This window comes from Streptomyces sp. NPDC091281 (assembly GCF_044757425.1).
Taxonomy (GTDB): domain Bacteria; phylum Actinomycetota; class Actinomycetes; order Streptomycetales; family Streptomycetaceae; genus Streptomyces.
The window spans coordinates 122,383-134,611 of the sequence record NZ_JBIVUY010000010.1 but is presented as its reverse complement, the minus strand read 5'-3'; the positions used below and the strand labels follow the sequence as shown (position 1 = coordinate 134,611).

The 12,229-nt window shown below is 73.3% G+C and carries 12 protein-coding genes; 8 read left to right on the top strand and 4 right to left on the bottom strand.

Annotated elements, in window-relative coordinates; genetic code table 11:
* Positions 1 to 15 precede the first annotated feature (15 nt).
* From ACIQPQ_RS25095 to ACIQPQ_RS25085, 3 genes are read right to left on the bottom strand one after another with little or no spacing between them, the layout of a single operon-like run.
* A complete protein-coding gene (locus tag ACIQPQ_RS25095; protein WP_401307472.1) occupies positions 16 to 921 on the bottom strand; it encodes a polysaccharide lyase in 906 nt (301 codons plus the stop codon).
* A gap of 39 nt (positions 922 to 960) precedes the next feature.
* A complete protein-coding gene (locus ACIQPQ_RS25090) occupies positions 961 to 2,022 on the bottom strand; it encodes a dihydrodipicolinate synthase family protein (protein WP_401307469.1) in 1,062 nt (353 codons plus the stop codon).
* A 55-nt stretch (positions 2,023 to 2,077) separates the two neighbouring features.
* A complete protein-coding gene (locus tag ACIQPQ_RS25085) occupies positions 2,078 to 3,157 on the bottom strand; it encodes an NAD-dependent epimerase/dehydratase family protein (RefSeq protein ID WP_401307466.1) in 1,080 nt (359 codons plus the stop codon).
* A gap of 122 nt (positions 3,158 to 3,279) precedes the next feature.
* Here ACIQPQ_RS25085 and ACIQPQ_RS25080 point away from each other — a divergent pair, with 122 nt between their 5' ends.
* From ACIQPQ_RS25080 to ACIQPQ_RS25055, 6 genes are all read left to right on the top strand, one after another.
* On the top strand, positions 3,280 to 4,413 hold the full coding sequence (locus tag ACIQPQ_RS25080; RefSeq protein WP_401307463.1) for a GntR family transcriptional regulator: 1,134 nt from the start codon (positions 3,280 to 3,282) through the stop codon (positions 4,411 to 4,413).
* A gap of 66 nt (positions 4,414 to 4,479) precedes the next feature.
* Complete coding sequence (locus tag ACIQPQ_RS25075; protein ID WP_401307461.1) at positions 4,480 to 5,502, top strand: Gfo/Idh/MocA family protein; 1,023 nt, start codon at positions 4,480 to 4,482, stop codon at positions 5,500 to 5,502.
* Entirely contained in the window at positions 5,499 to 6,278 is a 780-nt protein-coding gene (locus tag ACIQPQ_RS25070; RefSeq protein WP_401307458.1) for a sugar phosphate isomerase/epimerase family protein, read from the top strand. The genes ACIQPQ_RS25075 and ACIQPQ_RS25070 overlap by 4 nt, the downstream gene beginning before the upstream one ends.
* Positions 6,279 to 6,486: 208 nt before the next feature.
* Positions 6,487 to 7,806, top strand: coding sequence for an ABC transporter substrate-binding protein (locus ACIQPQ_RS25065; protein WP_401307454.1), 1,320 nt, complete (start codon positions 6,487 to 6,489; stop codon positions 7,804 to 7,806).
* Positions 7,803 to 8,741: a carbohydrate ABC transporter permease gene (locus ACIQPQ_RS25060; protein ID WP_401307451.1), complete on the top strand. Its 939-nt coding sequence runs from the start codon at positions 7,803 to 7,805 to the stop codon at positions 8,739 to 8,741. Before ACIQPQ_RS25065 ends, ACIQPQ_RS25060 begins: the two co-directional genes overlap by 4 nt.
* Positions 8,738 to 9,664 carry a carbohydrate ABC transporter permease gene (locus tag ACIQPQ_RS25055; protein WP_401307448.1) on the top strand — a complete coding sequence of 309 codons (927 nt, stop codon included), beginning with the start codon at positions 8,738 to 8,740 and terminating at the stop codon, positions 9,662 to 9,664. The genes ACIQPQ_RS25060 and ACIQPQ_RS25055 overlap by 4 nt, the downstream gene beginning before the upstream one ends.
* Before the next feature lie 7 nt (positions 9,665 to 9,671).
* Here the strand turns inward: ACIQPQ_RS25055 and ACIQPQ_RS25050 are convergent, their stop codons facing one another.
* Positions 9,672 to 10,268, bottom strand: coding sequence for a TetR/AcrR family transcriptional regulator (locus tag ACIQPQ_RS25050; RefSeq protein WP_401307446.1), 597 nt, complete (start codon positions 10,266 to 10,268; stop codon positions 9,672 to 9,674).
* A gap of 130 nt (positions 10,269 to 10,398) precedes the next feature.
* Between ACIQPQ_RS25050 and ACIQPQ_RS25045 the strand changes: the two genes are divergently transcribed.
* Complete coding sequence (locus ACIQPQ_RS25045) at positions 10,399 to 11,175, top strand: SDR family NAD(P)-dependent oxidoreductase (RefSeq protein WP_401307443.1); 777 nt, start codon at positions 10,399 to 10,401, stop codon at positions 11,173 to 11,175.
* Between the two features lie 4 nt (positions 11,176 to 11,179).
* Positions 11,180 to 12,142 (top strand): SDR family NAD(P)-dependent oxidoreductase, encoded by a 963-nt coding sequence (locus ACIQPQ_RS25040; RefSeq protein ID WP_401307440.1) that lies wholly within the window; start codon positions 11,180 to 11,182, stop codon positions 12,140 to 12,142.
* Positions 12,143 to 12,229 lie beyond the last annotated feature (87 nt).

Sequence of the window (12,229 nt, the reverse complement as noted above, 5' to 3'; positions counted from 1 at the left end):
CCGGCGGGGTGCGGGTCAGGCGCAGGAGCCGAGTTCGCAGATGTCGCCGCGTCGGGTGGAGACCTTGAGGTCGTCGTACCAGATGTAGCTGGTGTCGTTGTTCGGGGCGAAGGAGGGGGTCGCGCCGCCCGCGAAGCTGGAGAAGTAGGCCCGGTCCACCTGGTCGTTGTTGGTGACGAAGCGCAGGCCGGTCACCTTGGCGGCGGACGTCCCGTTGTAGAAGACCTCGATCTCGCCGTCCGCGTTGGCCCTTCCGCCGGTGACGGTGTTGACCTTGACGCGCTGGGCGACGTTGACCCACTGGTTCCTGGGCCAGTGGATGTCGGCGCCGTTCCTCTTCAGCACGGCGTAGTCGCCGTACTGTCCGGCGTGCCCCATGTGGTAGTAGTACACGGCCGCCTGGCCGTTGTTCTGGCGCCAGATCATGCGGGAGCTGAAGCCGTTCGTGCCGTCGCAGACCTGTCCGCCGGAGCAGGAGGCGCCGCCCGCGAGGCCGAGTCCGACCTTGCCCGCGTACTCGGTGGTGCCCCAGCTGAAGCTGCCGCTGAACTTCACCCAGAACGAGAGGTAGTACTCGCGCGCCTTGGTGAGGGTGAAGGGGGCCTGGGCCCCGGAGTCGGCGGGGCCGATCTTGCCCTTGGGGTAGTGGACGCGCAGGGACTTGGAACCGCCGTGCGCGGGGGTCGAGTTGTCGATGCGGGCCCGCGTCTCCATGCCCTGCTGCCAGGGGGCGGTCCAGCCGTCGGCGGCCCACTGGCCGAGGGGGTAGTTGGTGCCGGCGGCGGGGCGTTCGAAGGTGTTGGACTTGTACGTCGCCGCCTTCGTCGCGGGGGCGGCTCCGGCGGTGGCCTGCGGTGCCAGGACGGCGGCGGGGACGAGCAGCGCGGTCGCGGCGGTCAGGAGCAGGGTCTTCTTCTTCATCTTTCCTCTTCCCTGTGGGGTCGGGAGTGCGGGGTGATGTCAGGCGAGCCAGCGCGGCAGGGCACCGGCGACGAACGCGTCCTCCTCTGCGAGCCAGGGGTACGTGGTGTGCACGCGGTCGATCTCCTCCGCCTGTCCGGGCGAGAGGCCTTCCGCGGGATCGAGGCACCAGGTGCCGTTCAACAGGCCCTGGCGGCGCAGTACTTCGTGGACGCCCGCGATGACACCGGCGAAGCCGCCGCGGACGTCGTAGACGGCGGCGTTGGCGTCGGTGTCCCCGGCGAGCCGGGCGAGCGCCCGCCGCCGGGCCCGTTCGTCCCCGCGGTCGGCGGCGTGGACGTCGGCCAGCAGCCGGACGGCCGAGCGGGTCCAGACGGCCCAGTGGCCGAGCAGCCCGCCCACGAAGCGGCGGACGGCGGGTCCGCCGGGAGTGGTCACGTGGTACGGGGTGAGAAGGTCGGCGACGATGGTGTCGTCGTTGCCCGTGTAGAGGGCGACCTCGGCTCCCCGGTCGGAGTCGGCGACGCCCTGGACCAGTTCCAGGGTGCGGTAGCGGTCGAAGGGGGCGGCCTTGACCGCGACGGTGGACTCCTGGTCGGCGAGGGCCCGCCAGTAGGCGCGGGGCAGTTCGCGGCCGCCGACGGCTTCCTGGAGGTAGAAGCCGATGACGGGGAGGATCTCGCCGACGGCGGCGCTGCGGTCGAGGAGGTCGTCGAGTCCGGCGTGCGGGAGTCCGGCGGGTGAGACGAGGACGGCGTCGTAGCCGAGTGCGCGGGCGGTGGCGGCCTCCTCGACGGCCTGGCGGACGGGTCCGGCGACCCCGGCGATCCGCAGGAAGGGGCGCTCGGCGGCGGTGGGCGCGCTCTCCTCGGCCGCGAGTTCGAGGACGGGGCGCAGGAGTCCGTGGTCGCGGACGGCGAACTGGGTGGTGTGCACGCCCACCGCCACTCCTCCGGCGCCCGCCTCCAGGTAGTAGCGGGTGAGCGCGCGCTGGCGCCGTTCGTCGAGCCTGCGTCCGGCGGTGAGGGCGAGGGGGTGGGCGGGGACGACGGTTCCGCGGTGCAGGAGTGCGGCGGTCTCGGGAGCCAGTGCGGCGGGCATCAGACCTCGCCCTCCCGTCCCGGCGCGCGGGTCGTCGGCGGTGTCGTGGCGCGCATCAGAACCGGCCGTCCCGTCGCTCGAACTTGGTCGGCCTGTCCCAGAGTTCGCCGCCCTCGGCGATCCATCGGGCCTGGAGGGCGAGGAGTTGGCCGAGGGTGCGGTCCGGGTAGCCGAAGAGGGTGTGGCAGAGCGTGGCGTCGGCCAGCAGGCCGGTGGCGGGCTCCTCGCCGGTGAACTCCGCTGCGACGCCCAGGTGGTGGGCCAGCCGGGTGGCGAGGGCGCGCACCCCTGCCGTCTCGGGTCCGGTCAGGTTGAGGACGAACGGTTCGGGTGCCGTCGCGTGCGGGACGCTGCGCAGGACGACCTCGTTGGCGTACCGCTGCCAGACGACGTTCACCGCGCCCGCGCCGAGGTCGACGGCGTGCCCGGCGAGCAGGGTGCGGGCCAGGTCGGCGAGGACGCCGTAGCGGGGTTCCACCGCGTAGTTGAGGCGGATCAGGGCGACCGGCGTGGACCGCTCGCGGGCGGCGTGGGTGAAGACCTGCTCCCGGCCCCGGCAGGTGACGGCGTAGTCGCCGACGGGGCGGGGGGCGTCGCTCTCGCGCGAGCCGCCGGTGACCGGGGCGGTCATTCCGTAGACGTTGCCGGTGGAGAGCGCGACGACGCGGGCGTCGTGGTAGCGGCGGGCTACGAAGGCGGGCAGCACGGTGTTGGTCATCCAGGCCTGCTCGGGAGCGGAGGCGGTGCCGAACTTCGCGCCGACGAGGTGGATCACGACGGCCGCGTCCGGGAGGGCGTCCACGGCGGCGGTGTCTGACAGGTCGGCGGCGACGGTGCGGACGCCGAGCGTCTCCAGCGCGGCCCGACCCCGCGGGTCCGTCCACCGGGAGACCGCCCGGACCCTCACGTCGTCCCGGCCCGCCGCGTCCAGGGCGCGGCGGGCCATCGACGAGATGCCCGTCCCGGTCTTGCCCCCGGCCCCCAGGACCACCACGTCACCGGGCCAGTCGGCGGCCTCGGTCACCAACCCCGGTCCCGGTCGGCCCAGTTCCTCCTCAAGATCCGACACATCGAGATCCGACACATCGAGATCTGGCACGTCGAGATCCGGGACATCGCTCCGGATTTCCTGCATCGCATTCTCCCGCCCAATTCATTCCCTCAAAAGGAATGAATTTCTGCATTTCTTGAAGCTGACGTTACGAAAGCACCGCCAAGTGGTTGACGCAAGAGGTTGATTGCTGCAATCTCACCGGCATGAAATCGGCAGAGGAGAAGGATTCATTCCTTCGCGGGCCCAAATACCTGCAAGTCGCCGAGCGGCTGCGCAGGGAGATCAGCAGCGGCTCCTGGGCGCCCGGAACCCGCATGCCCGTCGAGCGGGAGCTGGCGGACACCCTCGCCGTCAGCGTCAACACCCTGCGCCGGGCGGTCGGCGAACTCGTCGACGAGGGCATCGTCCAACGGCGGCAGGGGGCGGGCACGTTCGTCGCGCCGCCCGTCGAGACCGCACCGGAGGACGCCGGTCCCTCCGCGGGCCGCCGTCTCGTCGGCGTCCTCGTCCCGTCGACGACGTACTACTATCCGCGGGTCGTCGACGGCATCCAGCGGGTGCTGCGGGACGCGGGCGTCGGGGTCGTCCTCGCCTCCTCGAAGTACGACCCGGACACCGAACGCGACGAGGTGCGGGCGATGCTCGACAGCGGCGTCCAGGGGCTGCTGCTCGTGCCGAACCTCCATCTGCTGGACGCGCCGCAGGACCACGTGGACGATCTGCGGCGGCTCACCGTGCCGTACGTCCTCGTCGAGCGGCGTCCGCCCGCCCCCGCGCCGGACGATCCCACCTCCTACGTGGCGACGGACCATCCGGGCGGTGTCTGCCTGGCCGTACGCCATCTGCGCTCGCTCGGCCACGAACGCATCGGTCATCTGGGGCGGCTGCGCACCGGCACGTCCGACGCCGTGGCCCGGGGCTTCGACGAGGCCGCGGCGCTGCTGGGCGCCGACGTCGTGGACGGCGCGGTGGCCCGCGCGGAGCTGTGGACCCCCGAGGGCATCGCCGCCTACGCCCGGCACTGCGCGGCCGCGGGCGTCACCGCGGTGTTCTGCCACGGCGACCGGGACGCGGCCGCTCTGGTGGTGGCGGCCCGGCGGCACGGCCTGTCCGTCCCCGCGGACCTCGCCGTCGTCGCGTACGACGACGAGGTGACCGACGTGGGCGACACCCCGCTGACGGCCGTCTCGCCGCCCAAGGAGGAGGTCGGGGCGCTGGCCGCCCAACTGCTGCTGCGCCGCATGGACTTCGGCCCCGGCGCGGTCTCCCACCGGATCGACGTCCAGCCGCGCCTCATCGTCCGCGCGTCCTGCGGCGCCGCGCCCCGCGACCCCTGACCTCCCCTCCGCCGTCCGCCCCGCTCCACCTCACCCCGTCTCACCCCGCCTCTCCTGGAGATCTCCATGCCCCCCGCCCCGCCCGCCCGCCGGTTCCGGATCGGCGTTCTCGGCGCGGGAGGCGTCGGCGCCGCGCACGTGCGCGCGGCCGTCGGCGCCCCCGGCCTCGAGATAGCGGCGATCTGCGACACCGACCGTCGCGCGGCCCGGTCGCTCGCCGAGACCGCCGCCGTGCCCGCCTACGACGACCACCGGGCCATGTTCGCCGAGGCGGGCCTCGACGCGGTCGTGATCGCCGCGCCGCACGCCCTGCACGCCCCGCTCACCGTCGAGGCCGCGCGCGCCGGACTCCACGTCCTCGTGGAGAAGCCGATGGCCACCACCGACGAGGACTGCGCCCTGATGGCGCGGGCGAGCGCGGAGGCCGGGACGCTGCTCGCGGTCGCCCACGTCATCCACTTCGATCCCGTCGTCCGCGAGGCCCGCGCGCTCATCGCCTCCGGCCGGTACGGACAGCCCCTGCTGCTCACGCACCGGCGCTCCTCCCACTACGAACCCGGCTCCCGGCCACCGTGGTTCTTCGACCGGGCGGTCGCCGGCGGCGGCATCGTCCTCAACGTCGGCACCCACGGCATCGACCGCATCCAGCTGTTCGCCGGCTCCGCCGTCCGCCGGGTCAGCGGGGTCGTGCGGGGGCGTCCCGGACTGGACGTGGAGACCGACGCCCTGGCACTGGTCGAACTCGGCAACGGGATCAACGCCACCCTCGCGCTGACCAGTCGGGGCATGCCCTACGTCGACGAGACCGAGGTGGTGCTCGACGAGGCCACGCTGCGCATCTCGGCGACCGAAGGCCTCTTCGTGCTCCGCGGCGGACGGGCCACCCACCTCCTCGGGGCCGACCCGGGCCATCAACAGCAGGCCTTCCGCGACCAGTTGCGCGGCTTCGTGACGGCGGCGCGCGGCGGCGCCGGCGACTACGTCGACGGGGCGTACGGCCGCAGCGTCGTGGCCGCCGCGCTCGCGGTGTACGACTCCGCCGCGCGGGGCCGGCAGGTCGAGGTCGCCGACGAGCGGGTGGCCCCGTGAACCCGCGGGCGTTCAGCACCCTGGGCTGCCCCGGCGCCGACCTGGACGAGGTGATCCGGCTGGCCCGCGCGGGCCCCTGCTCCGGCGTCGAACTCCGCTGCACCGAAGGCGAGTCGGTCCATCCGGACCTGGACCCGGAGGAGGCGGACCGGATCGCCGGAGCGCTGCGGCGAGCGGGGCTCGCGGTGCCGGTGCTCGCCTCGTACGTCCAGGTCGCCGCCGACGAGCCCGACGTCGTCGACCGGTTGGTCCGGCACATCGCCCTGGCGGCCCGGTTCGGCGCCGGGCAGGTGCGGGTCCTCGGCGGCGGCGCTGGGGACCCGGCCGAGCGGCGGGAGCGGGCGGTGCGCCATCTGGCACGGGCCGCGCCGGTCGCCGAGGCGGCCGGGGTCGGCATCGCGCTGGAGACCCACGACGTGTTCCTGACCGGCGCCGAGGTGGCCGGAGTACTGGAGTCCGTCGGCTCACCCGCCGTGGGGGCCGTGTGGGACGCTGTCAACCCGTGGCGGGCGGGCGAGAGCCCGGAGCGCACCGCCGCGCTGCTGGCGCCCTGGCTGCGCCACGTCCAGCTCAAGGACGTCGCCTCACCCACCGATCTGCGGCCGGTCCTCCCCGGCCGGGGCGTGCTGCCGCTCGGCGACGTGCTGGCGCAACTGCGCCGCCTCGGTCACCAGGGCTGGATCAGCCTCGAATGGGAGCGCGCCTGGCACCCCGAGGCGGCCCCCCTCGCCGAGGCGCTCGCCGCCTTCCACCAGGTCCTCGACACCGCCGCCTGACGCGGCACCTCTACGCGCCCTCTCGCGCCGAACCACCCACCCACGGCCAACCACCCACCCGCGCAGGTCACTTGCGCGCACGCCTGAGCGGCCTCCGCGTCTTTGAGGCTCTCGGCTGCCGGACCTCCCGTCACCACCTCCCACGAAAAGGGGTTTCCCATGCGTCCTTTCCGTCCCACCGTCACCGTGCCCGCCCCGGGTGTCCGCCATGGGTAGGCCGGCGCTCGGCAGACGGGGCCTGCTCTCCGCGGGAATGTGGACCGCTCTGGCCGGAGCCACCGCGACCGCCTGCGCGGGTGGCGCGGCGGCCGGGCGCGGCGATCCCGACGGCCCGCTGACCCTGTGGTCCGCGCTGCGCGGCACGGACACCCTGGTCAGCGCCTGGAACGAGCGGCACCCGGACGACCCGGTCGACTTCTCCCCGATGACCTCCGGGCTCGCGGGCGGCAACGCGAAGCTGTCGAACGCCGCGCGGGCCGGAAACGCGCCGGACATCGTGACGCTGGTCGACGCCGATCTGCCGTCCTTCGCCATCGACGGCGTCTGCGCGGACGTCACCGATCTCGTCACCCCGCGTCTGCGCGAGCGGCTCGGCCCCCAGGCGTGGACCAACGGGGTGCTGGACGGGCGGACGTACGGCATTCCGGTCGATCTCGGCCCGATGCTCTTCGCCTACCGGGAGGACATCCTGACCCGGCACCGGATCGAACCGCCCGCGACCTGGGAGGAGTTCGAGGAGGCCGCCCGCCGGCTGAAGCGGGACGCGGGCGTCGACCTCGCGACCTTCCACCCCAACGCGTACAACGTGCTGGCCGGGCACGCCATGCAGAGCGGCGGGCAGTGGTTCGCCGTCGAGGACGACACCTGGGTGCTGGACTTCCTCGACGAGCCGACCCGGCGGGTCGCCGGATACTGGCAGCGCCTGGTCGACGAGGACCTGCTGATGTTCGCCCCCGGCTCCAGCCAGCAGTGGCTGTCCGCGCTCGCGGGCGGGCGGGTCGCCTCGCACCTCGTCGGCCCCTGGGGGCTCGCCGCCCTGGTCCGTTCCGTACCGGGCACCGCGGGCCGCTGGCGCGTCGCCCCCCTCCCGCGCTGGGACGGCGGCCGGGACCTCGTGGGCACCGACGGGGTCTCCGTGCACTCCGTCACCGCCGGGAGCAACAAGAAGGAACGCGCGATGCGGTTCCTGGAGTGGATGACGACCTCGCCCGAGGCGATCACCGCCCGCCTCTCCGGGGGCCGTTCCAGCATCCTGCCCGCCGACGCGCACCTGGTGCGGGACGCCGCCCGCCAGTTCGACACGGCGTTCTACGGCGGCCAGGACCTCTACGGACTGGTGGAGAAGCAGGCGCGGCTGCTGCGCACCGGCTGGACGTGGGGTCCCCGCATGCAGGCGACCGCGACCTCGCTCCACCAGGGGCTGGCCCGCTTGGAACACGGCACCACCATCGCCGAGGCGCTGCGCACCGCCCAATCCGAGACGCTGCCCGACCTGCGCAGCCTGGGCCTTTCTGTGAGGCAAGCATGAGCACCGCCACCGACTCCCGCCGTGCCCACCGCCCTCGGCGCCTGGCCGTCCCGGCCCTCCTGGGGCCCTTCGGCGTCCTGCTGTTCGCGGTCTTCGTCGCCCCGACGCTGTACGCGGTCCACCTGAGCTTCTTCTCGACCTCCCACCACGGCCTGGGCTTCGGCAACGCCCACACCTCGTTCGCCGGACTGCGCAACTACGCCGCCGTCCTCTCCGACCCGAGCTTCGTCCGCGGCGTCGGCATCACCCTGCTGTACGCGCTGGTGTTCATCCCCCTCGTCCTGCTGGGGGCGCTCGTACTGGCGCTGCTGTTCGACTCGGGGCTGATACGGGCCCGGCAGCTGACGCAGACGCTGCTGTTCGTGCCGCACGCGGTGCCGGGCATCATCGCCACGGTCATCTGGCTCTACCTCTACACGCCGGGCATCTCTCCCGTGCTGGACGCCCTCCACGGCCTCGACATCACGGTGGACTTCCTCGGCCTGACGATGATCATCCCGTCACTCGTGAACATCGCGATGTGGAGCGGCCTCGGCTACACGGCCGTCATCTTCTTCGCCGCGCTCAAGGCCATCCCGCCCGAGCTGATCGAGGCCGCCGCGATGGACGGCGCCGGTCCGGTGCGCACGGCGCTCACCATCAAGGTGCCGCTGATGCGGGGCACCCTCGGCACGGTGGCGATCTTCACGACCATCGGAGCGCTCCAGCTGTTCACCGAGCCGATGCTGCTGGCGAGAGCCACCCCGCTGGTCAGCCCGCGCTACACGCCCAACATGTACATCTTCGACGCGGCGTTCACCCGGAACAACTACGGCCTGGCCTCGGCCGCCTCCGTCCTCCTGCTGATCGTCTGCTGCGCCCTGTCCTTCGCGGTGACCCGCGGGTCGACCCGGCAGCGCACACGAGTCACCCCCTCGGGAAAGGCCCGCCCGTGAGTACGTCGGTCCGCCCCCACGCGTCGGCGCCGGACGCGTCCGGCGCACCCTCGCCCTCCGCCCCGCGCCCGACCCGCGGCCCGCGCCGCAGCGGCTGGACCGGCCCGGCCGCGGCCAACCTCGTCGTCGGTGTCAGCGCGCTCTACGCGCTGCTGCCGCTGCTCTGGCTGCTCATGGCGTCCGCCGTGGACGCGGAGGCGCTGTTCGCCTCGGACTTCTTCGACCTGTCCCACTTCGCCCTCTTCGACAACGTGAAGACGCTGCTGGCGCAGGACGACGGCGCGTATCTGCGCTGGTACGGCAACAGCCTGCTCTACGCGGTCGGCGGTGCGGCCGTCGGGGCGCTGATCAGCACCTCCGCCGGGTACGTGTTCGACAAGTTCGAGTTCACCGGCAAAGGCCCGCTGTTCGCGCTGATCCTGATCTCCGTCATGGTCCCGGCGACGGTGCTCGCGCTGCCGATGTACCTGCTCGCCTCCGACCTGAACCTCGCCGACACCGTCTGGTCGGTCCTGATCCCGGTGCTGTTCAACCCCTTCGGCGTCTACCTGGCGCGCATGTTCTCCGCCTCGTACGTGCCGGACGAGGTGCTGGAGGCCGCGCGGGTGGACGGCGCTAACGAGCTGCGCAGCTTCTTCTCGGTCGGCCTGCGGATGATGGCACCCGGCTATGTGACGATCTTCCTGTTCCAGCTGACGGCGATCTGGAACAACTTCTTCCTGCCGCTCGTCATGCTGTCCGACGAGTCGCTCTACCCGCTCAGCCTCGGCCTGTACAGCTGGAACGCCGCCGCCCCCATCAACCCCGACTACTACCCGCTGATGGTGATCGGTTCCCTGCTCGCGCTCCTCCCCCTGGTGATCGCCTTCCTCCTGCTTCAGCGCCACTGGCGATCCGGACTCACCGCGGGCAGCGTCAAATAGCGCATCCTCACCCGTCGGCCGCGTAAGCCCGTAGCAGCGTCATCGTCTGGCGCAGGGCGTGGGTGAGGTGGGCGGTGTTCGCGGTGGCCCTGTCCATGACGGCGCCGCCCTGGAGCACGGCGATGATCAGGGAGGAGAGCTGGTCGACGGGGGCGTCGGAGCGCAGCAGGCCGTTCGCGCGGAGGGTGTCGAGGCGCTCGCGCAGGTCCGTGTCCCACTGGGTGAACACGCGGCCGATCAGGGCGCGTTCGGTGGGGTCGGCGTCCAGGGCGCGGCCGGCGAGGGCGGCGACCTCGCAGGCGTCCTCGCGGGTCTGCCGGACGTGCAGGGCGATGATCTGGCCGAACCAGGCCTCCCAGTCGTCCCAGGTCGCCAGGGGGCCCGGAGTGCCGTGGTCGACGAGGCGCCGTACCTGGAGTTCGGTGGCCGCCCGGCGCAGTTCGTCCTTGCCGCCGGGGAAGTGGGAGAAGAGCTGGCCCTTGCTGGTGGCGGTGGTGCGCAGGACGTCGTCCAGGCTCAGCCGGGCCGCGCCGCCCGCGATCAGCAGGTCCACCGCGGCGTCCAGAATGCGCCGCTTCGTCGCCTCGCCCTTCGGTGTTGCCATGCGACCATTTTCGCCCTCTCATTTTTGGACTTGCAAGTCCAAAAATGGCGGAGGAAGGTCGGAGGCACTGGAGCGGGCGGACACCGCCCACCCCGGTCCCCCCTTTCGCTGACCTTCCGAGGATCTCTGTATGACCACCACATCGCTCACCCGTCAGCGCCTCGCCGGGCGCCGCGCCCTCGTCACCGGCTCGACCTCCGGTATCGGCCGGGCCGTGGCCGAGGCACTCGCCCGCGAGGGGGCGTACGTCGTCGTCACCGGCCGCGACAAGACCGAGGGCGCCTCGGTCGTCGACGCCGTGACCGCGGCGGGCGGCGGCGCCCGCTTCGTGCCCGCCGACCTCGCCGCGGGGGCGGCCGCGGTCGAGGAGCTGGCCCGCGCGGCGGCCCTCGCCGCCGACGGACCGATCGACCTGCTCGTCAACAACGCCGCCCAGCTCATCCCCGCGCAGTCCCTCCTCGACGTGGACGAGGACCTGGTCGACCGGGCCCTCGCCGTCAACGTCAAGGCGCCCGCCCTGCTGACCAGGGCCCTCGTCCCGCACATGCCCGCGACCGGCGGCGCGATCGTCAACATGGGGTCGGTCAACGGCGAGACCGGCATGGCCGTCGCCGCCCTCTACGGGGCGACCAAGGCGGCCCTGCACTCCCTCACCGCCTCCTGGGCCGCCGAGCTGGCGGGCCGGAACATCCGCGTCAACGCGGTCGCCCCCGGTCCCACGACGACCCCCGCCAACGCCCCCGCCCACGGCATGCTGCGCGACCTGACCGCGGGCCAGCCCGACGGGCGGCCCGGCACCGGCGAGGAGGTCGCCGACGCCGTGGTCTTCCTCGCGAGCGACGAGGCAGCCCACATCCACGGCGTCGTCCTCCCCGTCGACGGCGGCTACCTCGCCGCCCGCTGGTAGCGCCGTGCGGAGGGCGTACGGGGCACGAAACCCCGCCTGGTCGGTCCGCGACCTCCCGGACCGCGCGGGCAGGACCTACCTCGTGACCGGGGCCGGCTCGGGCATCGGGTACTTCATCGCCGAGCAACTGGCCTCCACGGGCGCCGAGATCGTCCTCGCGGGCCGTACGGCGGACCGGCTGTCGACCGCCGCCGCGACGATCCGCGGACGGGTGCCCGAGGCCAGGCTGCGCCCCCTCGTCCTGGACCTCGCGAACCTGACGTCCGTACGGGCGGCCGTGACGGCGCTCGACGGCACCCCGCTCGACGGGGCCGTGTTCAACGCGGGCGTACTGAAGCAGCGGACCCGGCGCGAGACGGCCGACGGGCACGAGCTGGTGTTCGGCACGAACCATCTGGGGCACTTCGCCCTGGGCGCGCTCCTGCTGCCCCTGATGGCCGCCGGGAGCAGGTACGTGACCATGGGCAGCGTCGCCGCCCGCTCGGCACGGCTGGACCTCGACGGCCCCGGCGCCCGGCAGCGCCTGGAGTCGGCGGCCGGGCCCTACCGGGGCTTCGAGGTCTACAAGCGGTCCAAGCTCGCGCAGATGACGTCCGCCTTCGCACTCGACCGACGGCTGCGGGCCGCGGGCAGCCCCGTCGCCAGCGTCGTCGCCCACCCGGGTGGCGCGCTGGACGGGCTCACCCCGTCCCGTCCGCCCGTCCACGTCCGCCGGGCCGCCGCGTTCCTCAAGGCCGCCCCGCTCGCCCCGCTCGTGCAGGGCAAGGACGCCGCCGCCTGGCCCGCGGTCCGTGCCCTCCTCGACCCGGAGGTGACCGGGGGACAACTGTGGGGACCCCGGCTGGCGCGCAGCCGGGGGCGACCGGTCCTGGAGCGGCCCACCGCGCGGATGCTCGACGCGGCGACCGGCCGACGGCTGTGGAGCCTCACCGAGGAGGCTGTCGGCCTCGCCTGGCCGGGCCTCTGACCTCACCTTTCTCCCGCCTGCGGGGCGAGCCCCACGCCCCAGGGCTCGCCCGGCAGCCGCGCACGACTCGTCGTGCACCTGGCGTGG

What these genes read in the sequence shown, in the direction of transcription:
- ACIQPQ_RS25095 (WP_401307472.1), bottom strand. Translation starts at nt 921, where the DNA reads ATGAAGAAGAAGACCCTGCTCCTGACCGCCGCGACCGCGCTGCTCGTC.
- ACIQPQ_RS25090 (WP_401307469.1), bottom strand. Translation starts at nt 2,022, where the DNA reads ATGCCCGCCGCACTGGCTCCCGAGACCGCCGCACTCCTGCACCGCGGA.
- ACIQPQ_RS25085 (WP_401307466.1), bottom strand. Translation starts at nt 3,157, where the DNA reads ATGCAGGAAATCCGGAGCGATGTCCCGGATCTCGACGTGCCAGATCTC.
- ACIQPQ_RS25080 (WP_401307463.1), top strand. Translation starts at nt 3,280, where the DNA reads ATGAAATCGGCAGAGGAGAAGGATTCATTCCTTCGCGGGCCCAAATAC.
- ACIQPQ_RS25075 (WP_401307461.1), top strand. Translation starts at nt 4,480, where the DNA reads ATGCCCCCCGCCCCGCCCGCCCGCCGGTTCCGGATCGGCGTTCTCGGC.
- ACIQPQ_RS25065 (WP_401307454.1), top strand. Translation starts at nt 6,487, where the DNA reads ATGGGTAGGCCGGCGCTCGGCAGACGGGGCCTGCTCTCCGCGGGAATG.
- ACIQPQ_RS25060 (WP_401307451.1), top strand. Translation starts at nt 7,803, where the DNA reads ATGAGCACCGCCACCGACTCCCGCCGTGCCCACCGCCCTCGGCGCCTG.
- ACIQPQ_RS25050 (WP_401307446.1), bottom strand. Translation starts at nt 10,268, where the DNA reads ATGGCAACACCGAAGGGCGAGGCGACGAAGCGGCGCATTCTGGACGCC.
- ACIQPQ_RS25045 (WP_401307443.1), top strand. Translation starts at nt 10,399, where the DNA reads ATGACCACCACATCGCTCACCCGTCAGCGCCTCGCCGGGCGCCGCGCC.